This window comes from Streptomyces coerulescens (genome assembly GCF_042657965.1).
GTDB classification, from domain to species: Bacteria; Actinomycetota; Actinomycetes; order Streptomycetales; family Streptomycetaceae; genus Streptomyces; species Streptomyces coerulescens.
Map to the genome: position 1 here is coordinate 74,517 of NZ_JBHSKM010000039.1, position 25,884 is coordinate 100,400.

Consider the following 25,884-nt stretch of genomic DNA (forward strand, 5'->3'; position numbering starts at 1 on the left):
CGATGAGACTGCTGCAACGCCCTTTGCGCTCACTCGAGGAACTGGGCACCCAACTCTCCTTCTACGGCCGCTCGTTGGCCTGGACGGGCCGCACCCTGCGCCGCTACAAGAAGGAGATCCTGCGGCTGCTCGCCGAGGTGAGCTTCGGCCGCGGCGCGCTGGCGGTGGTGGGCGGCACGGTCGGCGTGATCGCCTTCCTGTCCTTCTTCACCGGCACCGAGGTGGGCCTCCAGGGCTACGCGGCCCTCAACCAGCTCGGCACGTCCAACTTCGTGGCGTTCCTGTCCGCGTACTTCAACACCCGCGAGATCGCCCCGCTGGTGGCCGGGCTCGCGCTGTCCGCGACCGTTGGCGCCGGTTTCACGGCACAGCTCGGCGCGATGCGGATCAGCGAGGAGACCGACGCCCTCGAAGTCATGGGCGTCCCCTCGCTGCCGTTCCTGGTGACGACGAGGATGATCGCCGGGTTCGTGGCCGTCATCCCGCTGTATGTGATCGGCCTGCTGTCGTCGTACCTCGCGGCCCGCACGATCACCACCGGCTACTACGGGCAGTCGGCCGGCACCTACGACCACTACTTCCAGCAGTACCTCCCGCCGGTCGACGTGCTGTGGTCCTTCGGCAAGGTGCTCGTCTTCGCCGTCCTGATCATCCTGGTCCACTGCTTCTACGGCTACTACGCGAGCGGCGGCCCGGCGGGCGTCGGCGTGGCGGTCGGCCGCGCGGTGCGGACGTCGATCGTGGCGATCAACGTCCTGGACTTCTTCCTGTCGCTCGCGATCTGGGGCGCCAACACGACCGTACGGATCGCGGGGTGAACCGGGGCATGCGCGTGCTGAGACTGCGGTTGTACGGCGTCGTCTTCATCGCCGTACTCGCAACTCTGCTGGGACTGTCGGTCGCGGTCTATCAGCAGGCGTTCACGCCGGTCGTACGGATCACGCTGGAGGCCGACACCCTCGGCAACCAGCTCGATCCGCGGGCCGACGTCAAGCTGCGCGGGCTGCTGGTCGGCGAGGTGCGCGAGGTACGGGCGGACGGGACGAAGGCGACGCTCGACATCGCGCTCAAGCCGGAGCACGTCCGGTCCATCCCGTCGAACGTGCGGGCGCGGCTGCTGCCCAAGACGCTGTTCGGCGAGAAGTACGTCGACCTGGTGCCGCCCGCCCGTTCGTCCACACGCCCGATCCGCGCCGGTGACGTCATCACCCAGGACCGCACCCGGGCCGGCATCGAGGTGCAGCACCTGCTGAACGACCTGCTGCCCCTCCTGCGAACCGTCCAGCCCGGCAAGCTCAACGCCACCCTTTCCGCCCTCGCCACCGCACTCGAAGGCCGCGGCGACCGGATCGGCGACAACCTCACGCGCCTGGAGGCCTACCTGAGCCGCCTGAACCCCCATCTGCCGTCCCTCACGGAGGACATCGCACGCTTCGCCGAGGTCGCCGAGGTGTACGGCGACGCGGCGCCCGATCTGATGGAGATCCTGCGCAACACCGTCACCACCAGCCGCACGATCGTCGACCAGGAGGACCGGCTGGCAGCGGCGCTGAAGAGCACGGCGACCGTGGCGGGTACGACGGAGGACTTCCTCGCCGTGAACGGCGACCGGTTGATCACCGTCGGCCGCGTGTCCCGCCCGACCCTGGAGCTGTTCGCCCGCTACTCCCCCGAGTACCCGTGCCTGCTGGCCGGGCTGGTCCGCCAGGAGAGGGCCTCGGAGGAGGCGTTCCGGGGCGGCAAAATGCACATCACGCTGGAGGTCGTACGGCCGCAGGGCGCGTACGAACCGGGCGAGGAGCCGCGATACGGCGAGCGGTCGGGGCCCAACTGCCGTGATCTGCCGGGTCCGCCGGTGCCGGCACCCGGGGTCCACCTCAACGACGGCTCGAAGTCCGGGGGTCCGTCGGCGGGCGGCCCGCTCGGGGTCTCCGCCACCCGGGCCGAGCAGCGGGCGGTCGGTTCGCTCGTGGCGCCGGTGCTGGGCGTGCCCGCCGACGAGGTGCCGCCGGTTGCGACGCTGCTGTTCGGGCCGCTGGCACGCGGAGCGGCGGTGAGTGTGGCATGAGGCAGACCGCTGCTCCGCTCATCAAGTTCAGCCTCTTCGCGGTGGTGACCGTACTGGCGACGGCCCTGCTGGCCGCCACGATCGTGAACATCTCCTTCACCCCCGAGCACACGTACCGCGCGGTGTTCAGCGACGTCACCGGCCTGGAGGAGGGCGACGACATCCGGGTGGCCGGGGTCCGGGTCGGCGAGATCGAAGACATCCGCATCAAGGACCGGACGCTGGCCGAGGTCACCTTCACGGTCAGCAGGGACCGGCCGCTGCTCACCGCCACCGGCGCGGTCATCCGGTACCGAAACCTGGTCGGGCAGCGCTACGTCGCGCTGACCGAGGGCGCGGGCGACGGCACCCGGCTGCTGCGGCCCGGCGCGACGATCCCGCTGTCCCGCACGCAGCCCGCGTTGGACCTCAACGCCCTGCTGAACGGCTTCAAGCCGCTGTTCGCCGCGCTCAGCCCGAAGGACGTCAACCAGCTCGCGACGGAGATCATTCGCACGCTCCAGGGCGAGGGCGGCACGATCAACAGCCTGCTCGCGCACACGGCCTCGCTGACCTCGACGCTGGCCGGCCGGGACAAGCTGATCGGCTCGGTGATCGACAACCTCAACACCGTGCTGGAGACGCTGGACAAGCGGGGCACCCGCTTCTCCGGCCTGCTGAAGCAGCTGCGCCGGGTCGTCTCGGGCCTGTCCGCCGACCGCAAGCCCATCGGGGCGTCGCTGGTGAACATCGGCGATCTGACGGAGGCCACCTCGGGCCTGCTGAAGGACGCGCGCCCGCCGCTCAAGGACGACATCGCCGAGCTGACCGAGCTCACCGGAACGCTGAACGACAACGAGAAGACCGTGGAGGGCGTCCTGAAGCGGCTGCCGAACAAGCTCACCGAGCTGACGGGGACGGCGTCCTACGGCTCGTGGTTCAACTTCTACCTGTGCGACTTCGACGGCCGGATCGTGCTCCCGGCGACTCCCGGCTCGAAGTCCGAGCAGGTACTCACACCCGAGCTGCATGTGGCGAGGGCGAGGTGTGGGACATGAGCCGCAAGAAACGCCCGGAGCCGCTGTTCAAGGTGCGGGTGGAGCCGCCGAAGCTGCCGAGAATACGGCTTCTGCCGCGCCGCAGGCCGCGCCCGCGCCGCCCGGAGCCGCTGTTCAAGGTGCGCGTGGAGCCGCCCCGCATACGGCTCCCGCGCATCCGCCGCCCGCGCCTGAGGCCCTTCCGCGAGCGAAACCCCGTCGTCATCGGCGCCGTCGGCCTCACCACCCTCGCGCTGCTGACGGTGGCCGCGTTCAACGCCGACCGCCTGCCGGTGATCGGCGGCGGAGAGACGTACAGCGCGGCCTTCGCCGAGGCGGGCGGCCTCAAGCCGGGCGACGAGGTGCGGATCGCCGGGGTCAAGGTCGGCAAGGTGAAGGAGGTCGACCTGGACGGCGACCACGTCAAGGTCACCTTCAAGATCAAGGGCGAGCCGGCCTTCGGCACCGACACCGGCGCGTCGATCCGGGTCAAGACGATCCTCGGCGCGAAGTACCTGGCCCTGCACCCCAGGGGCCGGGGCCAGTTGGCCCCCGGCAGCGAGATACCGCTCAGGCGCACGGTCCCCGCGTACGACGTCGTACAGGCCTTCAGCGACCTCACCACGACAACGGAGAAGGTCGACACCGACCGTGTGGCGAAGGCGCTGGACACCATCTCCACGACGTTCGAGGACTCGCCGGAAGAGGTACGGGCGTCCATCAAGGGCCTGTCGCAGATCTCGAGGACGGTGGCGTCCCGCGACAAGGCGCTGCGCGAACTGCTCGCCCACGCGAACGGCGTCACGGACGTATTGGCCGACCGGTCGTCGGACTTCACCACCCTGGTCAAGGACGGCGACAAGCTGTTCAAGGAGATCAGCAAGCGGCGCGAGGCGATCCACAACCTGCTGAAGAGCTCCGCCGCGCTCGGCATCCAGCTCTCCGGCCTGGTCCAGGACAACGACAAGGAGATCGGCCCCGCGCTCAAGGGCCTGAACCGAGTCGTGGAGATGCTCGAACGGAACCAATCCGGCCTGGACCGGAGCATCAAGCTCCTCGCGCCCTTCGTCCGGGTCTTCACCAACACCCTCGGCAACGGCCGCTGGTTCGACTCCTACGTCCAGAACCTGGTCGCGGCTCCGGTCGTGCCGCGGACGGGAGGAGCCCAGTGAGCAACCGTTGGAAGAAGCGCGCGGCCCTGCTGCTGGCCCTGGTCCTGGTCGCCGGGCTCACCTACGTTCTGTGGCCGCGCCCCGAACCCGTCCGGGTCACGGCGTACTTCCCGCGCACGGTCGGCATCTACCCGGGCTCGGACGTCCGCGTCCTCGGTGTCCGCATCGGCGAGGTCAAGCAGATCACGCCGGAGGGCGGCCGGGTGCGGGTGGAGCTGGAGTACGACGCGGGCCGCAAGGTCCCGGCGGACGCACAGGCGGCGATCATCAACTCCTCGGTGGTCAGCGACCGTTACGTACAACTGCTCCCGGTGTACCGCGGCAGCGGACCGGTACTGCGGGACGGCGACGAGATCCCCGAGTCCCGCACGGCCGTACCCGTCGAGCTGGACCGTGTCTTCGACAGTCTGCACACCACGGCCGAGGCGCTCGGCCCGGACGGCGCCAACAAGGACGGCGCTCTGTCCCGCCTGCTCGGTGTCAGCGCGGACAACCTGGACGGCCAGGGCAAGAACCTCCACCGGACGGTCGAGGACCTGTCGGCGGCGGTCACCACCCTCTCCGACGGCCGCACGGACCTGTTCGGCACGGTCCGCAACCTCCAGGTGTTCACGGCGGCGCTGGCGGCGGACGACAAGAGCGTGCGGTCGTTCAACAGCAGCCTGGCGAAGGTCGCCGAGCAGCTGGCGGCCGAGCGGAAAGACCTGGCGGCCGCCCTGAAGAACCTCGGAACGGCACTCGGCGACGTGTCCGCCTTCGTGAAGAAGAACAAGAAGTCGCTGACCTCGAACGTGGAGGGCCTCAGCAAGGTGACCAAGGTGCTCGTCACACAACGGGCGGCGCTGGAGGAGCTGCTGGAGGTGGCGCCGACCGGGATGTCGAACCTGAACAACGCCTACAACCCGTCGGCCGGCACCCTCGACACCCGCAACAACCCCAACCAGCCGCAGGACCCGGCGTCCCTGCTGTGCTCGATCCTCAGGACGACCGGAGAGACGGGTGGGCGGAACGACTGCCGGGAACTGAGGGACCTCTTCGACTCCCTGCCGGAGGTGCCGGCGCAGGGCGGCGCGGTCACCGGCACGGTCGACCGCACCCTCGGCGGAATCCTGGGGGCGAGCGCATGAGCGTACGACGCAGAGGTGCCGCGGCCGCGTGGGCGGCGGCCGGTTCGCTGCTGGTGACCGGCTGCGAGTTCAATGGCTTGTACGACGTGCAGTTGCCCGGCGGCGCCGCGGCGGACGGGAAGGCGTACGAAGTCACCGTCGAGTTCCGCGACGTCCTGGACCTGGTGCCGCAGTCGGCGGTGAAGGTCAACAACGTCACGGTCGGCGCGGTGGAGAAGGTCGAGCTGGACGGCTGGCACGCGCGCGTACGGCTGCGGGTCGCCGACTCGGTCGAGCTGCCCGGTAACGCGATCGCGGAACTACGGCAGACCAGCATGCTCGGCGAGAAGTACGTGGCGCTGTCACAGCCCGTGGGCACGGCGCCGGTCGGCCGGCTCGGCGACGGCGATGTGATCCCCCTGTCCCGCAGCGGCCGAAACCCGGAGATCGAGGAGGTGCTGTCCGCACTCTCCGCCCTGCTCAACGGCGGCGGAGTGGCCCAGCTCAAGACGATCACCGTGGAGCTGAACAAGGCGCTGGAGGGCCGGGAGAACCGGGTCAAGTCACTGTTGAAGGAGCTGAACACGTTCCTCGGCGGCCTGGACAGGCAGAAGGACGACATCGTCCGGGCGCTGAAGGCCGTGGACCGCCTCGCCAAGCGGCTGGGCAAGGAGAAGGAGACCATCGCGGACGCGGTGGAGGAGATGCCGCCCGCGCTGAAGGTCCTGGCGGACCAGCGCCGCGACCTGACGAGGATGCTGACGGCCCTGTCGAAGCTCGGCAAGACGGGCACCAGGGTGGTGAACGCCTCGCACGACGACGCTGTGGCCAACCTGAGGGCACTTCGCCCGATCCTGCAACAGCTCAACAAGGCGGGTGACAACCTGCCCAACTCCCTGGAGCTGCTGACGACTTACCCCTTCCCGCGCAATGTGGTGGACGCGATCAAGGGCGACTACGTCAACCTGCACATCACGGCGGACCTCGATCTGGCGGGGATCTACGGCAACTTGACGGAGGAGCGGGGTGGCGAGGACGGGGACAAGGAGGAGGGACCCGAGCTGCCCGGGACCCCCGACCTGCCGGACGTACCGGACCTCCCGGAGCTGCCGGGGGTGCCGACGCCAACGGCGCTGCCGAGCAGCCCGAGCGCACCCTCGGCCCCTTCCGGGGGCGGCGACCTGCTGTGCCCGCCGGTGTGCACGGCCGGCTATGCGCCCGGCGGCGACCGGCCGGAAGGGATCAACCTCGAACTGGCCGAGCTGATGCTGAAGGGGGTTCAGCCGTGATCACCCGTACGGTCAAGATCCAGCTGCTGGCCTTCGCCACGATCACCGCCATGGGTGTGTCGTACGTAGGCGCCGAGTACACGGGCCTGGTGGACGAGGCCCTGGACCGCGGCTACACGGTCCGCGCCGACTTCCCCGACTCCGGGGGCGTATTCCCCGGTGCCGAGGTGACGTACCGCGGGGTGCCGGTGGGGAGGGTGGGCGCCCTGCGCCTGACGGGCGGCAAGGGTGTTTCCGTGGCCCTGAACATCGAGGACGGAGCGCCGCACATCCCGGCGAACACCCTCGCTGTCGTGGCGAACCGCTCGGCGGTGGGCGAGCAATACGTCGACCTGCAGCCGCGCACGTCCAGTGGCCCGTACTTGCTGGACGGCAGCAGCATCCCGCGCCGGAACACCCGCGTACCACTGCCGACGACGGACCTGGTCCTGAGCCTGGACCGCCTGGTCAACTCGGTGGGCAAGGAAGACCTCCGGGTGACGATCGACGAGTTGGGCGAGGCCTTCGCCGGAACCGGCCCGAATCTGAACCGTCTGGTGGACTCGGGAAACGAGCTGGTCGAGTCGGCGTCGGAGGCGCTCCCGGAGACGATCGCGCTGATCGAGGACTCGAGGAAGGTCCTGAAGACCCAGGCGGACCAGGGTTCGTCGATCAAGTCCTTCGCGGGTGATCTGGCCGCGCTGACGGCCCAGTTGAAGGCGAGCGACGGAGACCTGCGCAGGCTGATCGGCAATGCTCGCCCGGCGGCGCAGGAGGTGAACTCGCTGCTGAAGTCGGCGGGGCCCGAGCTGTCGGTCCTGCTGGCGAACCTGATCAGCGGCGGCCAGGTGACGCTGGCGAGGCTGCCCGGCGTTGAGCAGGCCCTGGTCACCTTCCCGGTGATGGTGGCGGGCAGCTACACGGTCGTCCCCGGCGACGGCACGACCCACTTCGGCCTGGTGGTGAACGCCGACGATCCCCCGGCCTGCACGCAGGGCTACGGCACGCCGCGCCGCGACCCGGCGGACACGAGCACCCGCGAGCCGAACACGCAGGCCCGCTGCACGCTGCCGCGCGGGAGCGAGTCGTCGGTGAGGGGCGCGCAGAACGCGCCGGGTGCGTCTGCCGGTTACGGCGGCGCGGACCAGGCGGCATATGTGACGCCGTACGACCCGGAGACCGGCACCGCCACCGGCCCGGACGGAAGTGCCGTCGAGATGGGCTCGACGGGCGGCCAGCAGGCCGTGTTCGGAAAGGAGTCGTGGCAATGGCTGCTCGTTGGCCCGATGGCATGAGGCTGGGGCTGGGGCTGAGGCTGAGGCGACCCAGGCTGCTGACGGCAGGACTCATCGCGGCGACCGTCCTGACCACGGCGCTGTCGATCTGGTTGGCTCTCGGCCTCCACGGCCAACGCGAGGCGGAGGGTCGCCGCCAGGACATCCTGGCCGCGGCCCGCCAGTCCGCCCTGAACTTCACCTCGCTCGACTACCGCCACTACGACCGCGACAGCGCGAACGTCCTGTCCTCCGCGACCGGCGACTTCAAGAAGCAGTTCGCGGCACAGACGAAGCAGCTGACGGAGTTGGTGGCCCAGAACAAGTCGGTCTCGGAGGGCCAGGTCCTGGAGGCGGGCATCGTCCGCTACGACGCGACCTCGGCCCGCGTCCTGGTGGTGGCCGACAGCAAGGTGACCAACACGGCGGTACCGAAGGGCGAGGCACGCACGTACCGACTCCAGCTGGACCTGGTCCACCGGGACGGCCGCTGGCTGACGTCCGACGTCGAGTTCGTCGGCTGACAAGCAAGATTGAGGAGTACGACCATGACGAAGACGCGGTCCATGACAGCGGCCGCTCGCGCGGCGGCCAAGCGAGCGGAACGCGGCCACCGCGAACCGGACCCGGCCCCCACCGTCGCCGGACGCACGGTACTCATCGAAGCCCCGAAGAACGGCTGGGAGGACCCGCCGGAGCCGTCGCCGTCGCCGGAGCCGTTCGAGGAGGACGCGCCGGACGCTGAGGGTCAGCCTCGCCGACGCCGCCTGCTCACGGCGGTCCTCGGCGTCCTCTTGACGGCCGGCGTGGCGGCGACTGCCGTACTGGGCTGGCAGTACCGGGACGGACGCCAGACGGAGAACGCACGCGCCGAGGCGGTCGCGGCCGCGCGGAAGGCGGCGCCGGTCGTCCTGTCGTACGACTACCGCCACCTGGACGAGGACTTCGAGCAGGCCCGCGCCCATCTGACCGGCGACTTCCGCGACGAGTACGGGAAGACCACGAAGACGGTGGTCGGCCCGACGGCCACGAAGTACAAGGGTGTGGTGAAGGCTACGGTCGCCGCGCCCTCCTCCGGCGGCACCCCGGCGGCCTCGGTCGTCTCGGCCTCCCCGGACCGGGTCGTGGTCCTGCTCTTCGTCAACCAGGTCACCGAGAGCACGCAGGTGTCGGGGGCGCGGGTGGACCTGAACCGGGTGCGGATGACGATGACGCGGACGGACGGAGGCTGGAAGGTGAGCGCGGTGGACGCACTCTGACGGCCGACGGAGCGCCTGGCGGGCCGTCAGTACCGGATCTCGATGACGCGCCCTTCCGCGTCCACCTCAGGGACCTCTGGAATCCGGCCCGCGGCGCCCAGCGCGATCCGGTGCGCAGACCAGGCCGCGGCAGCGGCGTCGAGAACGTCGTCGGCAGGAATGCGATCCGCCTCACCGAGCTCGTCGGGCAGCGTGAGCCCGGCTGCGGCGAGCAGGTGGCGGCGCACATTCTGGCCGCGCCATGTCTTCTTGGCGTAGGCAAGTGGCACGCCGTCGGCCAGGGCAAGGAAGGACACCTCGGGATGCACCTCATGGACCCGCTCATCGGCCAGCCAACACGCCCGAGCCTCGAGAAGCTTCGGAGCCAGCGCCCACGCCTGCCGGCTGGGCCGACGACCGGTGAGCTCATGGCACAGATCGCCGGCCGCCACATAGTCCAGCTGCCACCACACCGGCCGCGGCGGCACGAGGAAAACACTGCTGCGTCGCGCCCGTAGCAGCGCCCTCGCCTGGAGATCCGCTGTCCGCCAGCCCTTCTCGACGAGGCCGAGCGGCATGTCCACCGCGATGGCCTCAACCCTGCCGGCACGCTCGATCAACGCCTCGAGCCGGACGTCGACCAGGCTGCCCGCGTAGGCGCCGTCCGTGAGCTTGATCCCGACCCATCCCTGCTTGCCACAGGCGTCGATCCCGAGGACATCCATGCCGCCTTGCCTCTCGCGCCGGGTCCGAGTGGAGGCCCATCGTAGGCGGGGCGCGAGAGCCGGAAAGGCAGACGAGTCGGGCTGTACGCCGGGTTCTGTTCCGGGGGTTCCTCGCGGAGCCCCCGGCGACGGCCATCCATCTAGGGCCGGCGTTGCCACCGGCCTCGTGCGGTCTACCCGCGGACTCGGGCGGGCAGCCCTCGATCGTCCGCGCAGAGCCACGTTTTACCGCGGCCCCTCTTGACCTTGCTCCGGGTGGGGTTTACCTAGCTGCCCAGGTCACCCTGGGCACTGGTGGTCTCTTACACCACCGTTTCACCCTTACCGAGGACCGAGGTCCCCGGCGGTTTGCTTTCTGTGGCACTGTCCCGCGGGTCACCCCGGGTGGCCGTTAGCCACCACCCTGCCCTGTGGAGCCCGGACGTTCCTCGGGAAGCCCCCTGAGGGACTTCACGCGGCCGTCCGCCCGGCTCGTCTGCCGTGTCGACCATGGTACCGGCCTGCGGGGTGCGGACGTCGCCAGTACCGAGCCCGCCAGGATCAGGGCGAACGCCGCAGCGATCCCCGCCGTGAGGCGCTCGTCCAGGAACACGGCCCCTGCCGCCACCGCCACCGCCGGATTGACGTACGTGAACACCGTCGCCCGCGTCGGCCCCACTTCCTTGATCAGCTCCAGGAACGCCACGAAGGCGACCGCCGTGCAGATCACGCCCAGGGCGGCCAGCGCCGTCAGGACCTCGGCCGAGGGGACCGAAGCAGGCCAGGTCACCGCCGCCGCGGGAGCGTAGACCACCGCCGCCAGGGCCAGGCATGGCGCTGTGAGCTGCAGGGACGGTACGTCCTTCAGCCAGCGCGCCGCGATCAGCGGAGCCGTCGCGTAGCCGAGCACCGTCAGCAGCACCTCCGCCAGCGAGCGGGCGTCGCCGCCCGTCAGGTGCGGGACGGTGAGGACCGCCACGCCCGCCAGGCCCAGGCCGAGGCCGGTCAGACGGCGGATGCCCAGGTGTTCTGCCGTGCCGAAGAAGCGGGCGAGCGCGACACCGACTATCGGTACGCCGGCGATCAGCAAGCCTGCCGTGGAGCTGGACAGGTGGCGTTCGGCGTCCGTCAGGGTCCACCAAGGGCCGATGATCTCGATGCACGCGAAGGCCAGCATCGGGCGCCAGTGCCGTCGTACCGTCGGGGTCAGGCCTCCCTGCCGGATCGCGAAAGGCAACAACAGCGCGGCGCCCAGTGCGCAGCGCGTGAACACCACCATGGACGGGGAGACCTCGTCCACCGCCACCTTGATCATCAGATAGGGGACGCCCCAGATCACGCTCATCAGGGCGAACAGGAACCAGCCGCGTGCAGTCATGCGGAGAGTTTCGGCCGCTTCACCGCCCGTCGTCTTGAACGCTGTTGCGGTACGCCGCCGGGGTCACGCCCAGGACGCGGCGGAACCAGCGCGTGAGGTGTGCCTGGTCCGCGAAACCGACCAGGCCGGCTACCTCGGCCGGGCGCAGGCCGGACTCCAGCAACCCGCGGGCCCGGTTCACGCGGTGCTGGGCCAGCCAGGCGTACGGCGGCACCCCCATCGTCGTACGGAAGGCGCGCAGGAGCTGGTAGCGGGAGAGGCCGAGGTCGGTGGCGAGGGACGCGAGGGAGGGTGGTGCCGTGAGCTCGTCGGCGAGGCGGTCGCGGACAGTGCGCGCTATGTGGCCGGCGCCCGCGACCGTGTCCGTCGTCGCCCGGGCGGTGGAGTGGCGGCGGGTCAGGGCCGTCATCAGCCACGGGATACGGGACTCGGCCTCCAGCGGGTCCGGGCAGGCGGCGAGTTCGGCGTGCGTGAGGCGCAGGGCGGTGGAGAGCTGGGGGTCGTCGAGGAGGGGCTCGTGGAAGTGTGGAACGCCGTTGCCCAGGGTGCCGTCGGTCAGGAGGGACGGCTCGGCGTACAGGGCTCGGTAGGCGTAACCACCGGTCGCCGCCGGACCGCCCGTGTGCATCTCTCCCGGTGCCAGTACGACGATGGAGCCCTGTCCTGGACGGATGTGGCCGCCCCGGTAGTCGATGATCTCGCTGCCGCCGACACAGACGCCGATGGTGAATTCGTCATGGGCGTGCGGGGCGTAGACATGGCGGTCGAAGCGGGCGGTGAGCAGGTCGAGGGGCGGACCGTCCCGGCCGAGCCGGGCCCTCGTCCACAGTGCCTGTTCGCGCACTTCACGCCCCCTCTCCCGTAGCGGCTCAACAACGGAGGCTCTGTTTCCATGCCCGGGGCGGCGTCCCGCTACTACCTGCACACCGCCCCCGAGGACCTGACCGACCGCGACCCGGTCGCGCTTGACCTTGCCGCAACGTCAACGTCTCTACTGATCCCATGCGGATCGGAGAACTCGCCGCCGCCGTCGGTGTCACCACCCGGACGGTGCGGCACTACCACCATCAGGGCCTGCTGCCCGAGCCGGAGCGGCGGCCGAACGGCTACCGGGACTACACGCTGCGGCATGCCGTCGTGCTCGCGCGGATCCGGCGGCTGGCCGAGCTGGGGCTGGGGCTCGCGGAGATCCGGGACGTGCTCGCCGAGGACGCCGGGAAGGATCTCGTCGAGGTGCTCAGCGAGCTGGATGAGGATCTGGCCCGGCAGGAGGCCGCCATCCGGGAGCGGCGGGAACGGCTGCGGGTGCTGCTGGAGGCGGAGGGCGGGCTGCCCGCCGAGGGGCCCGTGTCGCCGCAGCTGGCCGCGTTGTTCAAGGACACCGCGCATCTTGTCGCCGACTCCCCCATGGCCGCCAAGGATCGCGAGATGCTCGCGCTGATCGAGACCACGGCCGGTCCCGCGGCGCGGGAGCAGCTCATGGGCGCACTGGGCGATGCGCTCGCCCGGCCGGGTGGCCAGGAGCGGGCCCTCGCCGCCTACGCCCTGCTCGACCGGCTCGCCGACGCAGACCCCGACGACCCGCGCGTGGCCGAGGCGGCCCGCGCCCTCGCCGACTGCCTGCCCCGCGACCTGTTCCCGGAGCCGTTGACCGTCGACCCCGACAACCCGTTCCTGCGCGCCTTCTACGCCGACTTCGCCCCGGCCCAGGCGGAGGCCATCCGCCGCACCCTGCGCATCCTCACCGAAACCGAAACCGAAACCGAAACGGAAACGGAAACGGAAGGAGACGTGCCTTGATGCGGACCTTTTTCCTCCTCGTCCGGCACGAGCTGCGGCTCCTCGTGAGTATCGGGCTGTGGGTGGCCCGACGCCCGAACGGGATCGGTACCGGCACCGGCTTCGGGTACGCGCGCGGCCAGGGCACCATGCTGCTGGGATTCGGGTTCGTGATCGTGATCGAGTCGATCATGATGTCCGTGCTGCTGCGCAACCACCCGGCCGTGCAGCGGGCGTGGTTCACGGTGGACGTCTACACCCTGGTGCTGATCGTCGGGATGCACGCCGCCTCCGTCGTACGACCGCATGTCCTCGATGCCGGCTTCCTGCGCGTGCGGCGTGCCGCGCACGTCGATCTGCGGATACCGCTGGAGAAGATCGCCCGGGCCCGCCGCGAGCTGCGCACCACCCATGAGAAGGCCGAGGGCGAACTGAACCTCGCCATCGGCTCCCAGACCACCGTGACCCTCGAACTCACCGAGCCAGTCGCCCACTTCACCTTCCTCGGGCGGCGTCAGGACATACGGCTCGTGCGCTTCCACGCCGACGACGCCGACAGCCTCGTCAAGGCGATCACACGGGCTCGAACCGCACCTTCGCCGATCCCGGATCCGACCGGGTGAGCCGGACCCGGATCCGTTCCCCCAGCGGCAGCGGTCGACCGTCCGCCCCCTCGACCCGGCCGATGATCGCCGGGGACTCCACCTGCACGGTCCCGACGGCGGGCCGGCGCTCCTCCACCTCCACCACACAGCCGTCGAAGACCTCTCCCACCCGGTCCTTCAGCAGTGCCGCCTCCACGATGTCGAGGCACTCCCGCTCGACCGTGCCCGCGCGCCGGCTGCCCTCGGCCATCCGGGCGGGCAGCGCGTCCAGGGCGGCCGTCACCCACTCGGGCACCGGTCGGCCGGCGGCGGCCGCCAGGCAGATCTCGGACGCGTAGCGGTCGGCGAGGCGGCGCAGCGGGGCCGTGCAGTGGGCGTAGGGGGCGGCCACGGCCGAGTGGGTGGTGATGGGCGGCAGGGCGCCGCCGCGGAAGACCGTGTAGCCGGCGCCGCGCAGCAGGGTCGTGCACTCCTGGAGGAAGGCCGCGTGGTGCGGGCGGCGCGGGTCCAGGGAGCGGATCAGCGACGCGTACGACACGTGGTGCGGCCAGTCGATGTGCAGGGCGTGCGCGGTGTGGCGCAGCCGGCCCACCGCGCCGTCGGGGGCGGCGGGGAGGGTGCGCAGGATGCCGGTGCCGAGGGAGAGCATCATGTCGGCGGCGGCCATGCCGGTGAGCAGGGAGATCTGCGCGTTCCAGCCGTCGGCGGGCAGCGGGGCGCGGTAGACGAGCTCGTAGGTGTGGTCGCGCTCGACGATCTCCTGCTCGGGTACGGCGAGCGAGACCCCGCCCCGCTCCACCTCCAGCTTCTCCCGCAGCCGCCCGATCTGGCGCAGCAGCACCAGCGGCTCCTCGGCGGTCCCGGCCTCGATCTTCGTCTGTACGTCCGCGTAGTCCAGCTTGGCCCGGCTGCGCACCAGGGCCCGGCGGACGTCGACGGCGACCGTACGGCCGTCCCCGTCGAGGTCGATCGTCCACAGCACGGCGGGCCGGTCCCGGCCTGGGAGCAGGCTCGCCGCACCCTCGCTCAGCGACTCGGGGTGCAGCGGGACGCGCAGGTCCGGGAAGTAGAGGGTGGTCACCCGCCGGTGGGCCTCCTGGTCGAGCGGGCCGGACGGTACGACGAAGGCGGCGACGTCGGCGATGGCGTACCGGACGCGGTAGCCGGTGCCGTGCCGGGAGAGGTGCATCGCCTGATCGAGGTCGGTGGAGGCGGGAGGGTCGATGGTGAGGAAGGGGATGTCGGTGGCGTCGTCCGGCGGCAGGGCCGGGGCTTTCGCCGTCTCCTCGGCCTGCGCCAGCGCCTCGGGCGGGAAGCCGGTGGGGACGCCGAGCTCGTGGCGCAGGGCGGTGAGGGCGGCCCGGAGGGGGGCCTCGGGGGCGCCGGTCACCCGGATGTGGCGGCGGGGCATGTGTCGAGCGTAGGGCGAGGGTCGCCGGGCGGCACGCCGTACGCTGTGGCGGAGTTCGAGTGAGGGAGTACGTGTGCTTGTCCTGTTGCCGCCGTCCGAAGGCAAGGCCTCGTCCGGTCGTGGTGCGCCGCTGAAGCTGGAGTCGCTGTCCCTGCCGGGGCTGGGCGAGGCGCGGGAGGCGGTGCTGCGCGAGCTGGTCGAGCTGTGTGCCGGTGACGAGGACAAGGCGCGGGACGTGCTCGGGCTGAGCGAGGGCCTGCGGGGCGAGGTGGCGAAGAACGCCGGGCTGCCGACGGCGGGCGCGCGGCCGGCCGGGGAGATCTACACCGGGGTGCTGTACGACGCCCTGGACCTGGCGTCGCTGGACGCCGCGGCCAAGCGCCGGGCGACCCGGTCGCTGCTGGTGTTCTCGGGGCTGTGGGGCGCGGTGCGCGTCAACGACCGCATCCCCTCCTACCGCTGCTCGATGGGGGTGAAGCTGCCCGGCCTCGGCGCGCTCGGGGCGCACTGGCGGGCGCCGATGGCGGAGGTGCTGCCGGAGGCGGCAGGGGACGGGCTGGTGCTGGACCTGCGCTCGTCGGCGTACGCGGCGGCGTGGAAGCCGAAGGGTGAGGTGGCGGGGCGGACGGCGTCGGTGCGGGTGCTGCACGCGCCGACGCGGAAGGTCGTCAGCCACTTCAACAAGGCGACCAAGGGGCGGATCGTACGGAGCCTGCTGACGGCGGGTGCCGTGCCGCAGGGACCGGCGGAGCTGGTGGAGGCGCTGCGGGACCTCGGGTACGAGGTCGAGGTGGAGGCGCCGGCCAGGGCCGGGAGGGCGTGGACGCTGGATGTGCTGGTGACGGAGATCCACTAACCAGGCCACCCCCATCTCTCTATTGCATCCTGTGCAACGAGCTTTGCGCAGGATGCATCTCGTCGGCAGGATGAGGCCATGACCTCAGTCCTGGATCTCGCGCCCGTCGTCCCCGTGGTCGTGATCGACGACCCCTCCGACGCCGTACCGCTGGCCAGGGCGCTGGTGGATGGCGGGCTGCCCGCGATCGAGGTGACCTTGCGGACGCCGGCCGCCCTGGAGGCGATCGGGGCCATCGCGGACGCGGTGCCCGACGCGGTGGTCGGCGCGGGCACGGTGATCACGCCGGAGCAGGTGACGCGGGCGGTCGAGGCGGGGGCGCGTTTTCTGGTGAGCCCCGGCTGGACGGATCTGCTGCTGGAGGCCATGCGGGCGTCCGGGGTGCCGTATCTGCCGGGGGTGTCGACCACGTCCGAGGTGGTGGCGCTGCTGGAGCGCGGGGTGCGGGAGATGAAGTTCTTCCCGGCCGAGGCGGCGGGCGGCACCGCCTATCTCAAGTCGCTGAACGGACCGCTGCCGCAGGCCCGGTTCTGCCCCACGGGCGGGATCGGTCCGGCGACCGCGCCCGACTATCTCGCGCTGCCCAACGTCGGCTGCGTGGGCGGCAGTTGGATGCTTCCGGCGGACGCGGTCGCCGCGCGGGACTGGGGGCGCGTCGAGGCGCTGGCCCGGGCGGCGGCGGGGCTACGGACGCAGGTGTGAGGTGTCGTTGAAGAGACGGACGCTGGCGTTGCCGTCGGCGTAGTACGCGACCGCGGAGAGGGAGGCCGCCGAGAGTTCCATGCGGAACAGGGACTCGGGCGGGGCGCCCAGGGCGAGCCGTACGAACGTCTTGATCGGTGTGACGTGGCTGACGAGGAGGACCGTGCGGCCCGCGTACGCCGCGACCAGCTTGTCGCGGGTGGCGGCGATCCGGGTCGCGGTCGCCGCGAAGCTCTCGCCGTCGCCGGTGGGGCGGGCCTCGGGGTCGGCGAGCCAGGCGCCCAGGTCGTCGGCGTAGCGTTCGCGGACCTCGCCGAAGGTGAGGCCCTCCCAGGCGCCGAAGTCCGTCTCGCGCAGACCGTCGTCGACGGTGACGTCCAGGCCGAGGTGGGCGGCGACGATACCGGCGGTCTCCCGGGTGCGGGCGAGCGGTGAGGCCACGACGGCCTGGACGGTGCCGCGCCGGGCGAGTGCGGCGCCGACCCGCTCGGCCTGCTCCCGGCCGACGTCGGAGAGGGACGGGTCGGTCCCGCCGCTCCCGGAGAACCGCTTCTGGGGCGTGAGCGGCGTCTCCCCGTGCCGCAACAGCACGAAGGTGGCGGGCGCTCCCATGTCGGCGGGGCCCCAACCGGTGGAGGGCGCGGCCACGGTACGCGCGGCCCTGACATCGGCTTCGGTCTTGGCGCCGGCGGCGGGAACCGAGGGAACCGTCTGCGCGGCGGCCCTGGCCGCCCTCGCGTCAGCCGCCTCCAGCTCTGCCGTGGACGCCGAAGCCGACCACCGCTCCCCCCGCTTCCCGGCATCCATCGCCTCGTTGGCCAGCCGGTCCGCGTGCTTGTTCTGCTCCCGGGGGATCCACTCGTACGTCACCTGAGGGGCCGGGAAGACCTTCGACGCCGCGAAGGCCAGCGGCTTCATGTCGGGGTGCTTGATCTTCCAGCGGCCCGACATCTGCTCGATGACCAGCTTGGAGTCCATGCGGACGTGGACGGTCGCCGTCGGGTCGAGTTCGTGCGCGGTACGCAGGCCCGCGAGCAGGCCGCGGTACTCGGCGACGTTGTTCGTGGCGACGCCGATGTACTCGGCCACCTCGGCCAGCGTCTGCCCCGTCGCCGCGTCGATGACGACGGAGCCGTAGCCCGCGGGCCCCGGGTTGCCCCGTGACCCGCCGTCGGCCTCGACGATGAACTCCCGCACGACCAAAGCCCCTTACCGACCGGGTCCTAGAGACCGGACTCCGCCGTGCGCACCAGGATCCGGCGGCAGTTCTCGCAGCGCACCACCGTGTCGGGCGCGGCCGCGCGGACCTCGCTGAGCTCGGTGATGGCGAGCTCCTGGCGGCAGCCCTGGCAGGTGCGCTGGTACAGCTTGGCCGCGCCGATGCCGCCCTGCTGCGCGCGCAGCTTGTCGTAGAGCTTGAGCAGGTCCGCGGGGACCGAACCGGCCATGACCTCGCGCTCCTTGGTGACCGAGGCGACCTCGCCGTCGATCTCCTCGAAGGAGGCGTCCCGGCGGGCGGTCGCGTCGTCGACCTTGCCCTGGACCGCGCCGACCCGCTCGGTCAGTTCGGCGACCCGCTCCTGTGCGGACTCGCGGCGCTCCATGACCTCCAGGACGACGTCCTCCAGGTCGCCCTGCCGCTTGGCGAGGGAGGCGATCTCGTGCTGGAGGTTCTCCAGGTCCTTCGGGGAGGTGACGGCGCCGGAGTCCAGGCGCTGCTGGTCGCGGGCGGCGCGCTGGCGCACCTGGTCCACGTCCTGCTCGGCCTTGGTCTGCTCGCGGGCGCAGTCGCTCTCCTCGGTCTGCGCGGCCACGAGCAGGTCGCGCAGCTGGGTGTGGTCCTTGGTCAGCGACTCGATCTCGGCGTGCTCGGGCAGCGACTTCCGCTTGTGCGCGAGCTGCTGGAGGCGGACGTCGAGGGCCTGGACGTCGAGGAGTCGGATCTGGTCGGCCGGCGCGGCGTTCAGTTGGGGGCTCCCGTGTTTCTAGTGGGCGGGTTGGACGCCGCGTGGGCGGTCCAGGGGTCGGTGACCGTGTCGGAGACGTGGACGCGCAGTCCCCATCCCTTGCGGTCGGAGATCTCGTCGAGCTGGGCGGCGGCCAGCTCGCACCAGGGCCATTCGGTGGCCCAGTGCGCCGCGTCGAGCAGCGCGAGAGGACTGTGGGAGACGGCCTCGGAGGCCGGGTGGTGGCGCAGGTCCGCGGTGAGGAAGGCGTCCACGCCGGCCGCTCGCACCTGGTCGAAGAGGCTGTCGCCGGAGCCGCCGCTGACGGCGATCGTGCGGACCGTCGCCTCGGGGTCGCCGGCCACGCGGATGCCCTGCGCGGTGGCGGGCAGCCGCTCTGCGGCGCGGGCGGCGAGTTCGCGGACGGTGAGCGGGTGGTCGAGCTCGCAGATCCGGCCGAGGCCGCGGCGCCCGGAGGGGTCCGTCGGGTCCGGCACCAGCGGGCGCACGACGCGCAGGTCCAGCGCGCCGGCCAGGGCGTCGCTGACTCCGGGGTCGGCGGTGTCGGCGTTGGTGTGCGCGACGTGGAGCGCGATGTCGTTCTTGATGAGCGTGTGCACGACCCGGCCCTTGAAGTGGGAGGCCGCGACCGTCGTCGTACCGCGGAGGTAGAGCGGGTGGTGGGTGACCAGCAGGTCGGCGTCGAGCTTGACCGCCTCGTCCACGATCTCCTGGACCGGGTCGACGGCGAACAGGACCCGGGAGACCTCCTGGTCGGGGTCGCCCACGACGGTGCCGACCGCGTCCCAGGACTCGGCCCGTTCGGCGGGCCACAGGTTCTCCAGCGCGGCGATGACTTCAGACAGACGGGGCACGAGGGCAAGGCTACCTGGCTGGTCCCCGGGGATGTACCGGTGCCGGAGCCGCTCGTCCGCCCCGGTGGCCGCCCGCGCGCACGGCCGGCTCCGCTCAGCACATCCACCCCTGTTTCCTCAGGCGAATCGTTCCTCTGCCACACCTTTGTGTGAAGCGGAACTCCCCCGGTCCCACGCCTGTGCGTGCGAAAACTAGCGTCGTCACCGGAGGTGACCGGACCATGACGGCCAGTGCGTCCCCCGAGCTCTCGGCTTCGTTCGAGAAGTCCGGGAAGGAGGGATCCCCACCGCCCGCGGCGGAGCACGCGGGCGGTGACGCGCCCCGGGCGGGGTGCACCATCACGGCGGACGGTTCCTACGCCGCCCGTCTAGCCCTGGACGGCGACTGCTGGTTCCCTGAGCGCTGGACCCTGGACGGCCCCGAGCCGTACGCCGTGCCTTTGCCCGCCCACCAGCCGGAGGAGCCCGGCACCGAGGTGCAGCCGATGGGCGACGGGCGGGTCCTCATCCGCCGCCCCACCGACGGACGGCACGTCTTCTCACTGCTGTATCCGACCGGGCCCGGCACGGGAGAGCTGCCGCTGGGCGCGGTCCAGTGCCCCGAGGAGGGGACCCGGCTGCGGATGCTGCCCCCGGCGCCGGGCGGCGACAAGGCGTACGCCCTCGCGGTGGGCGCGCACTCCAGCGCGGTGTGGCTGGTGGCGGGCGGCGCCTTCGGGCCGGAGCCCGTCGCGCGGATCCCGGGGCGCTGTTCGGGCGGGGTGTGGCTGGACCGGGAGGGGCGGATGCTGGTCCTCGACCGGGAGTCGGAGGGCCGGACCAAGGCCGTGGTGGTCGATCTGGGGCGGGGCGGCGAGGTGTCGCCGCTGTTGCAGATCGCGGACGGCAGCGACGACCGGGTGCTGCTCGCCGACCCGGACAGCGGGCTGCTGCTGATCCGCTCGGACGCGCCCTCGCCCGGGCAGGAACGGTTGGGCTGGGGGGTGTTGGGCAGCACGCTGCCGGTGCGCTTCCCGGAGTGCCTGCGCATGCCGGAGTGCGCGGTGACGCCGTTCGCGATCCAGCCGGGGCAGGTGCTGACGCCGGAGAGCTGCGGCGTGGCGCTGCACATCGAGGGGCCGCTCGCCAGCTGGGTCGGGGTGTGGCGGCCCGCCGAACGGGAGCTACGGCATCTCGCCGCGCCCGAGGGGTGGTTGCCGGGTGCCGGGTGGTGGACGAGGGATGGCGTGCTTCAACTGCCGTACGCGACGGGGGCGGTGCCTTGTGGAGTGGCGCGATGTGAAGCGCCCCAAGGGGGCGCGGGGCTGGATTCGAATTGCGGCTACCGCCGCGCGGGCGCGACAAACCACGACGGCGCCGCACCAGACCACCGACATGACGCGGCACCCACAGATCCCCCCTCGGCCCCCGCGCAGAAGCGCCCCGTGCCGTTGCAGCAAGCCCCATTGGGCGGTCTTGTAACGAAGTAGTGCCGGTTGGCGTGCCCGCCTGGATTCGGCCCGTGGTCGTCCGGTTAAACTCGCCCGGCTGTAAGAAAGATCATGTTGACGGGGTGAGTTTTCCGATGAGCAACGCCAGCACGACCCAGCCGGGGCCGGCCGACGTTCACGACGTTTCCAAGGACGCCGGTCACGGCAGGCACCGGGGCCCGGTGTCGGCCCAGGACGGCGAGACGGCTCCGCGCGGCCGTCACCGCAAGCCGGTCGAGGAGACCGAGACGGCTGCGGCCTGACGCCGCGCACGAGCAACGGCGTACGGCCCCGTTCCCCTTCGGGGGGCGGGGCCGATTCCGTCTCTACGCCCGCTTCAGGCCCAGTACTTCCGCCGCCGCGAAGGTCTCTCCCGACGGCCGCTCCCCGTAGTACGGGGTGAGCAGCGTGTCGAGCTCGTCGTAGGTGAAGGTCTCCTGTTTGCTGTCGAACTTGGCCGCCACCCGCGGCCGTTCGACGATCGCGACCATGCCGCCGTGCACGACGAGCAGCTGCCCGTTGACGCGGGCGGCGGCCGGGGACGCCAAGTAGCCGACGAGCGGGGCGACATGCTCGGGGGCGAGCGGGTCGAGTCCGTCCTCGGGCTGTTCGAGGCCGGCGAAGACGTCCTCGGTCATCCGGGTGCGGGCGCGCGGACAGATGGCGTTGGCGGTGACGCCGTACTTGGCGAGTGCGAGGGCGGTGGAGGTGGTGAGGCCGACGATGCCGCCCTTGGCCGCCGCGTAGTTGGGCTGCCCGGCGGATCCGGCGAGGAACGCCTCCGAGGAGGTGTTCACGATCCGCCCGTACACCGGCCCTCCCGCCGCCTTGGAGCGTTCGCGCCAGTGCGCGGCGGCGAAGTGGGTCGTGTTGAAGTGGCCCTTGAGGTGGACCCGGATCACCGAGTCCCACTCCTCCTCGGTCATGGAGAAGACCATGCGGTCGCGCAGGATGCCCGCGTTGTTGACGAGGACGTCCAGCTTGCCGAACTCGGCGATCGCCAGTCGGACCAGTTCCCCGGCCTGCCGGAAGTCCGCCACGTCGCCGGTGTGCGACAGCGCCTTCCCGCCCGCCGCGCGGATCTCGGCGGCGACCTCCTCCGCGGGAGCGGCGGAGGCATCGCCCGAGCCGTCGCGGCCCGGCTGCCCGAAGTCGTTGACGACGACGGCGGCGCCGAGCCGGGCGAGTTCGAGCGCCTCGCCCCGGCCCAGGCCCCGACCGGCACCGGTGACGACGGCCGACAGCCCCTCAAGTGGCAGTGACATCGGCACCGTCCTCAGATCTCGATGCACGTACGCAGGGCCGTCCCGGTACGCATCTGGTCCAGGGCCTCGTTGATCTCGGCCAGCGGCACCCGGTGGGTGATCAGGCCGTTCAGGTCGATCCGGCCGGCCCGCCACAGCGCGATGGTCCGTTCGTAGGAGCGCAGCACGTCGCCGCCGCCGTACATGGACGGCAGGATGCGCTTCTCGTCGAAGAACAGCTCGAACATGTTGAGCTGGAGGAAGTCGTCCATGGCGCCGGCGCCCACGACGACGAGGGTGCCGCCGCGGCGGGTGTTCTCGTACGCGGTGCGGGCGGTGGCGGACCTGCCGACGACCTCGAAGACGTAGTCGAAGCCCTCGCCGGCGGTGACCTGCTGCTTGGCGTCGGCCAGTTCGTCCGGGGAGACGGCCCTGGTGGCGCCGAACTTCAGCGCGGCCTCGCGGCGGGAGGCGACCGGGTCGACGGCGACTATCTCGGCGGCGCCCCGGAGTTTCGCGCCCTGGATCGCCGAGATGCCGACGCCTCCGCAGCCGATGACGGCGACCGACGAACCTGCCTCAAGGTCGGCGGTGTTGAGGGCCGCGCCCAGCCCGGTGGTGACGCCGCAGCCGATCAGGGCGGCGATGTCGAAGGGCACGTCGTCGGGGATGGGCACCGCGCAGCCCGCGTCGACGACGACCTCCTCGGTGAAGGTACCGGTGCCCGCGAAGCCGAACAGGTCACCGCCGGGGCGCTTGAAGTTGGGGGTCCCGGCGTTCATGAACCCGGCCAGGCACAGCTCGGTCTGGCCGCGCTTGCACGCGGGGCAGGCGCCACAGGCGGGCAGCCAGCACAGTACGACCCGGTCGCCGGGCTTGAGGTTCCGTACGCCCTCCCCGACGTCGAGGATCTCGCCCGCGCCCTCGTGTCCGGGGACGAAGGGCGCGGGCTGGGGCAGGACGCCGTTCATCGCGGACAGGTCGGAGTGGCACAGCCCGGTGGCCCGCACCCGGACCCTGACCTTCCCGGGGCCGAAGCCCACCGCCTCGACGTCGTCGAGGACCTCCAGCTTGTCCTGGCCGATCTCGTGCAATACGGCTGCGCGCATGGTGCGGCTCCCCTCCAGGGCGTACGGACTCAGGTGTGTTCGACGACGGTGTCGGCGAGGACGGGCGCGTCGTCCCGCTCGACCGCGCTCACGGCGACCCGCACGGAGCCCTCGCCGGGCCACATGCGGATCCGCAGGGTCTCCCCCGGGTACACGACCCCGGCGAACCGGGTGACGTAGGAGCGCACCCGGGTCACATCGCCGCCGAGCAGGGTGTCGACGACCGCCTTGAGGGTCATGCCGTAGGTGCACAGGCCGTGCAGGATGGGCCGCTCGAAGCCGGCGACCTTGGCGAACTCCGGGTCGGCGTGCAGCGGGTTCCAGTCGCCGGAGAGGCGGTAGAGCAGGGCCTGGTCCTCGCGGACGGTGCGCTCGACGGTCCGGTCCGGGGCACCGGCGGGGGGTTCGAGACGGGCCGAGGGGCCCCGGTCGCCGCCCCAGCCGCCCTCGCCCTTGATGAAGATCTGGGAGTCGTTCGTCCACAACGGGCCGTCCGCGTCGGCCACTTCGGTGCGCAGTACGAGGACGGCCGCTTTGCCCTTGTCGTAGATCGCGGCGATCCGGTTGGTGGCGGTGGCCGTGCCGGTGGCCGGGATGGGCCGGTGCAGCACGATGCTCTGGCCGCCGTGCAGGACACGGGCGAGGTCGACCTCGATGCCGGGCATGGACAGGCCGCTGATCACACCGGGTGATTCGGAGCCCGCGACGGTGGCGAAGCTCGGCAGGACGTGCAGCCGGGACTCCAGGGTGTAGCGCAGTTCATCGGGGTCGGTGGCGGGCAGACCGGCGCCGATGCCGAGGTGGTAGAGCTGGACGTCCTTGGAGTTCCAGGAGATCTCACCGGTCCGGGGTTCGGCGGCGAGAGCCTTGGCTGCGTCGATGGGCATACGGCTCCTGACATTGGCGGAGGTTCTGCGAGTGGCGGAGCAAGACCTCGGTACGGCCGTCCGCACCGTCGGCCGCACCGAGGTCGTCACGGGCCGTTCTAGAACGCGTTCCAGTCCGGCGACCTCTGTATAGCCGAGCGCACCGCAGTTGTGAAGGCTCCTGACGCGGCATCAGATCCGGTTCGCCGGATCGGCGTGCAGTGACATGCCGTGACATTTGTCCTGCCGTATCGCGTACGGCCGCCACTGCCGCGCGGCGCCCCCGGTCCGTACCGTCGGTGTCATCGGTTCTCATCCGACAGGGGGCAGGCATGGCCTGGTTGCGCAAGACCCGCGGGACCTCGTGCGAGACGTTCAGGGACGAGCGGAGCCCCAACGGCTACAGCCTGCTGCCCTGGCTGCTGATGGGCATGGGCGCCTTCTCCAACCTCTTCCAGGGGGAGACCCCCGACCCGTGGATCGGCGGGCTCGGGCTGCTCACCTTCAACTCGCTCTACATCTACGTCTCCTTCCGCTCCTTCGCACAGGAGACCCGGGAGGCGACCTCCACCCGAGTGGCCCTGGCGCTCCTTGGCCTGGTCACCTGCGCGCTGGCGCTGGCGTACGGCGGCAACTGGCTGCTGTTCTTCCCGCTGCTCGGGCTGGCCACGGGCGCGGCGGTGCGGATGCCGCGGCTGCGCCCGGTCGGCCTGGTCGTGGGTGTGCTGGCCGGGGCGGTCTCCATGTTCCACGACGGCTGGAGCGGCCTGGACATCGCCTACGCCACCTGGATCTCGACGATGGTGACGGCGGCGATCCTGTCCCTGTCGGAGGCGGTACGGCAGCTGCGCACGGCCCGCGAGGAGCTGGCCCGGCGTGCCGTGGAGGAGGAGCGGCTGCGTTTCTCCCGGGATCTGCACGACCTGCTCGGCCACACGCTGTCGGTGATCGTGGTGAAGTCGGAGGCCGCCCGGCGCCTCGCCGCCGGGGACGTGGCGGCGGCCCAGGCACAGCTGAACGACATCGAGGCGGTCGGCCGGCAGGCGCTCACGGAGATCCGCGAGGCTGTCACGGGATACCGGCAGGGCACCTTGCGCGACGAGCTGGACCGCGCGGAGTCGGCCCTGCGGGCCGCCGGCATCGAGCCCGTCGTACGCCGCTCGGGGCCGCCGCTCGTGCCGCAGACCGAGGCCCTGTTGGGGTGGGTGGTGCGGGAGGCGGTCACGAACGTCGTCCGGCACAGTGGCGCGGCGCGGTGCGAGATCGTGGTGGCGGGCAGTGGTGGGGAGCGGGTTCGGCTGACGGTGACGGACGACGGGGGCGGCGGGGGCGGCCGGGGGCAGGCCATGCCGCCGGGGGCCGTCGGTGGGACGGGCCTGAAGGGGCTGACGGAGCGCCTGGCCACGGCCGGGGGCACGCTGACGGCGGGGCGTGGGCCGCGTCAGGGGTTCGTGGTGACGGCCGAATTGCCGGTGGAGGCGCGGGGGTTGGTGGCGGAACGGGTTGAGGTGGGTGTGGCCAGTCCGGTGGGTTGAGCCGGCCGCTGGGGTTGTGCGTCGAAGCCTCGCGGGGTGAGCAGGCGACGCCGGAGCCGACCTCAGGGGCGCGGGGAACCGCGCGACCAGCCCCCACGACCCGCACCCGCCGTCGCTCACGTAGTCCCGACCCCTAGTACTCCAGTGGTACTTCACCATTCCCGCTGGTCAGAGACGGTCTTTCGAGCTTAGCGGGCTGACGGTGCCTCAGGGGCCGGTTCCGGTAAGCCGTCATGGACAGTGGGCGGAGACGTGCAGGCTCG

General features: G+C 71.5%; 25 protein-coding genes, 1 other RNA gene and 1 pseudogene. 16 read left to right on the plus strand and 11 right to left on the minus strand.

The window, feature by feature from the left end:
* The first annotated feature begins 2 nt into the window (after positions 1 to 2).
* From ACFPQ9_RS35435 to ACFPQ9_RS35475, 9 genes are all read left to right on the plus strand, one after another.
* Positions 3 to 818, plus strand: coding sequence for an MlaE family ABC transporter permease (locus ACFPQ9_RS35435; protein WP_380862637.1), 816 nt, complete (start codon positions 3 to 5; stop codon positions 816 to 818).
* A gap of 8 nt (positions 819 to 826) precedes the next feature.
* Positions 827 to 2,068: an MCE family protein gene (locus ACFPQ9_RS35440; RefSeq protein ID WP_380862639.1), complete on the plus strand. Its 1,242-nt coding sequence runs from the start codon at positions 827 to 829 to the stop codon at positions 2,066 to 2,068.
* Positions 2,065 to 3,105, plus strand: coding sequence for an MCE family protein (locus tag ACFPQ9_RS35445; protein ID WP_380862641.1), 1,041 nt, complete (start codon positions 2,065 to 2,067; stop codon positions 3,103 to 3,105). Before ACFPQ9_RS35440 ends, ACFPQ9_RS35445 begins: the two co-directional genes overlap by 4 nt.
* A 170-nt stretch (positions 3,106 to 3,275) precedes the next feature.
* The gene (locus ACFPQ9_RS35450) at positions 3,276 to 4,256 is read left to right on the plus strand and encodes an MCE family protein (protein ID WP_380862683.1); all 981 of its coding nucleotides are present in this window, start codon (positions 3,276 to 3,278) and stop codon (positions 4,254 to 4,256) included.
* Positions 4,253 to 5,383 (plus strand): MCE family protein, encoded by a 1,131-nt coding sequence (locus tag ACFPQ9_RS35455; protein WP_380862643.1) that lies wholly within the window; start codon positions 4,253 to 4,255, stop codon positions 5,381 to 5,383. The genes ACFPQ9_RS35450 and ACFPQ9_RS35455 overlap by 4 nt, the downstream gene beginning before the upstream one ends.
* On the plus strand, positions 5,380 to 6,651 hold the full coding sequence (locus tag ACFPQ9_RS35460; RefSeq protein ID WP_380862645.1) for an MCE family protein: 1,272 nt from the start codon (positions 5,380 to 5,382) through the stop codon (positions 6,649 to 6,651). Before ACFPQ9_RS35455 ends, ACFPQ9_RS35460 begins: the two co-directional genes overlap by 4 nt.
* A complete protein-coding gene (locus ACFPQ9_RS35465) occupies positions 6,648 to 7,925 on the plus strand; it encodes an MCE family protein (RefSeq protein ID WP_380862647.1) in 1,278 nt (425 codons plus the stop codon). Before ACFPQ9_RS35460 ends, ACFPQ9_RS35465 begins: the two co-directional genes overlap by 4 nt.
* Complete coding sequence (locus ACFPQ9_RS35470; protein WP_380862649.1) at positions 7,898 to 8,428, plus strand: hypothetical protein; 531 nt, start codon at positions 7,898 to 7,900, stop codon at positions 8,426 to 8,428. The genes ACFPQ9_RS35465 and ACFPQ9_RS35470 overlap by 28 nt, the downstream gene beginning before the upstream one ends.
* Positions 8,429 to 8,452: 24 nt before the next feature.
* Positions 8,453 to 9,163 carry a hypothetical protein gene (locus ACFPQ9_RS35475; protein ID WP_380862651.1) on the plus strand — a complete coding sequence of 237 codons (711 nt, stop codon included), beginning with the start codon at positions 8,453 to 8,455 and terminating at the stop codon, positions 9,161 to 9,163.
* 26 nt (positions 9,164 to 9,189) lie between these two features.
* On the opposite strand, the gene ACFPQ9_RS35480 is transcribed toward ACFPQ9_RS35475, so the two are convergent.
* From ACFPQ9_RS35480 to ACFPQ9_RS35495, 4 genes and pseudogenes are all read right to left on the minus strand, one after another.
* Complete coding sequence (locus ACFPQ9_RS35480; RefSeq protein WP_380862653.1) at positions 9,190 to 9,867, minus strand: DUF429 domain-containing protein; 678 nt, start codon at positions 9,865 to 9,867, stop codon at positions 9,190 to 9,192.
* Between the two features lie 68 nt (positions 9,868 to 9,935).
* Positions 9,936 to 10,341, minus strand: an RNA gene (gene rnpB, locus ACFPQ9_RS35485) — RNase P RNA component class A.
* A 103-nt stretch (positions 10,342 to 10,444) separates the two neighbouring features.
* Positions 10,445 to 11,224 (minus strand): annotated as a pseudogene (locus ACFPQ9_RS35490) (DMT family transporter); the annotation flags it as partial.
* Between the two features lie 19 nt (positions 11,225 to 11,243).
* Positions 11,244 to 12,068 (minus strand): AraC family transcriptional regulator, encoded by an 825-nt coding sequence (locus ACFPQ9_RS35495; RefSeq protein ID WP_380862655.1) that lies wholly within the window; start codon positions 12,066 to 12,068, stop codon positions 11,244 to 11,246.
* Between the two features lie 158 nt (positions 12,069 to 12,226).
* Here ACFPQ9_RS35495 and ACFPQ9_RS35500 point away from each other — a divergent pair, with 158 nt between their 5' ends.
* Entirely contained in the window at positions 12,227 to 13,024 is a 798-nt protein-coding gene (locus ACFPQ9_RS35500; RefSeq protein WP_380862657.1) for a MerR family transcriptional regulator, read from the plus strand.
* Positions 13,024 to 13,626 (plus strand): hypothetical protein, encoded by a 603-nt coding sequence (locus ACFPQ9_RS35505; RefSeq protein ID WP_380862659.1) that lies wholly within the window; start codon positions 13,024 to 13,026, stop codon positions 13,624 to 13,626. The genes ACFPQ9_RS35500 and ACFPQ9_RS35505 overlap by 1 nt, the downstream gene beginning before the upstream one ends.
* Here ACFPQ9_RS35505 and ACFPQ9_RS35510 read toward each other — a convergent pair.
* Positions 13,577 to 15,019 carry an RNB domain-containing ribonuclease gene (locus ACFPQ9_RS35510; protein WP_380862661.1) on the minus strand — a complete coding sequence of 481 codons (1,443 nt, stop codon included), beginning with the start codon at positions 15,017 to 15,019 and terminating at the stop codon, positions 13,577 to 13,579. The two genes, ACFPQ9_RS35505 and ACFPQ9_RS35510, sit on opposite strands and share 50 nt — an antisense overlap.
* Before the next feature lie 73 nt (positions 15,020 to 15,092).
* On the opposite strand from ACFPQ9_RS35510, the gene yaaA reads away from it, so the two are divergent.
* Both yaaA and eda read left to right on the plus strand, forming a co-directional pair.
* Positions 15,093 to 15,875 carry a peroxide stress protein YaaA gene (yaaA, locus tag ACFPQ9_RS35515; RefSeq protein WP_380862663.1) on the plus strand — a complete coding sequence of 261 codons (783 nt, stop codon included), beginning with the start codon at positions 15,093 to 15,095 and terminating at the stop codon, positions 15,873 to 15,875.
* Positions 15,876 to 15,953: 78 nt separating this feature from the next.
* On the plus strand, positions 15,954 to 16,577 hold the full coding sequence (eda, locus tag ACFPQ9_RS35520) for a bifunctional 4-hydroxy-2-oxoglutarate aldolase/2-dehydro-3-deoxy-phosphogluconate aldolase (RefSeq protein WP_380862665.1): 624 nt from the start codon (positions 15,954 to 15,956) through the stop codon (positions 16,575 to 16,577).
* Here eda and ACFPQ9_RS35525 read toward each other — a convergent pair.
* Genes ACFPQ9_RS35525 through ACFPQ9_RS35535 form a run of 3 tightly spaced genes read right to left on the minus strand, consistent with a single transcriptional unit; the run spans position 16,560 to position 19,398 of the window.
* Positions 16,560 to 17,774: a bifunctional RNase H/acid phosphatase gene (locus ACFPQ9_RS35525; protein ID WP_380862667.1), complete on the minus strand. Its 1,215-nt coding sequence runs from the start codon at positions 17,772 to 17,774 to the stop codon at positions 16,560 to 16,562. The two genes, eda and ACFPQ9_RS35525, sit on opposite strands and share 18 nt — an antisense overlap.
* Positions 17,775 to 17,800: 26 nt before the next feature.
* On the minus strand, positions 17,801 to 18,544 hold the full coding sequence (locus tag ACFPQ9_RS35530) for a zinc ribbon domain-containing protein (protein ID WP_380862685.1): 744 nt from the start codon (positions 18,542 to 18,544) through the stop codon (positions 17,801 to 17,803).
* A complete protein-coding gene (locus tag ACFPQ9_RS35535; protein WP_380862669.1) occupies positions 18,541 to 19,398 on the minus strand; it encodes a Nif3-like dinuclear metal center hexameric protein in 858 nt (285 codons plus the stop codon). Before ACFPQ9_RS35535 ends, ACFPQ9_RS35530 begins: the two co-directional genes overlap by 4 nt.
* 221 nt (positions 19,399 to 19,619) lie before the next feature.
* On the opposite strand from ACFPQ9_RS35535, the gene ACFPQ9_RS35540 reads away from it, so the two are divergent.
* Positions 19,620 to 20,867, plus strand: coding sequence for a hypothetical protein (locus ACFPQ9_RS35540; protein ID WP_380862671.1), 1,248 nt, complete (start codon positions 19,620 to 19,622; stop codon positions 20,865 to 20,867).
* 95 nt (positions 20,868 to 20,962) lie between these two features.
* Positions 20,963 to 21,130 (plus strand): hypothetical protein, encoded by a 168-nt coding sequence (locus ACFPQ9_RS35545; RefSeq protein WP_380862673.1) that lies wholly within the window; start codon positions 20,963 to 20,965, stop codon positions 21,128 to 21,130.
* Positions 21,131 to 21,193: 63 nt separating this feature from the next.
* Here the strand turns inward: ACFPQ9_RS35545 and ACFPQ9_RS35550 are convergent, their stop codons facing one another.
* The 3 genes from ACFPQ9_RS35550 to ACFPQ9_RS35560 are packed head-to-tail and all read right to left on the minus strand — an operon-like array spanning position 21,194 to position 24,107.
* Positions 21,194 to 22,132: a 3-oxoacyl-ACP reductase gene (locus ACFPQ9_RS35550; protein WP_380862675.1), complete on the minus strand. Its 939-nt coding sequence runs from the start codon at positions 22,130 to 22,132 to the stop codon at positions 21,194 to 21,196.
* A gap of 11 nt (positions 22,133 to 22,143) precedes the next feature.
* Positions 22,144 to 23,220 (minus strand): Zn-dependent alcohol dehydrogenase, encoded by a 1,077-nt coding sequence (locus tag ACFPQ9_RS35555; protein WP_380862677.1) that lies wholly within the window; start codon positions 23,218 to 23,220, stop codon positions 22,144 to 22,146.
* A gap of 29 nt (positions 23,221 to 23,249) precedes the next feature.
* Positions 23,250 to 24,107 carry a MaoC/PaaZ C-terminal domain-containing protein gene (locus ACFPQ9_RS35560; RefSeq protein ID WP_380862679.1) on the minus strand — a complete coding sequence of 286 codons (858 nt, stop codon included), beginning with the start codon at positions 24,105 to 24,107 and terminating at the stop codon, positions 23,250 to 23,252.
* 311 nt (positions 24,108 to 24,418) lie between these two features.
* Here ACFPQ9_RS35560 and ACFPQ9_RS35565 point away from each other — a divergent pair, with 311 nt between their 5' ends.
* Positions 24,419 to 25,621 carry an ATP-binding protein gene (locus tag ACFPQ9_RS35565; RefSeq protein ID WP_380862681.1) on the plus strand — a complete coding sequence of 401 codons (1,203 nt, stop codon included), beginning with the start codon at positions 24,419 to 24,421 and terminating at the stop codon, positions 25,619 to 25,621.
* Positions 25,622 to 25,884 lie beyond the last annotated feature (263 nt).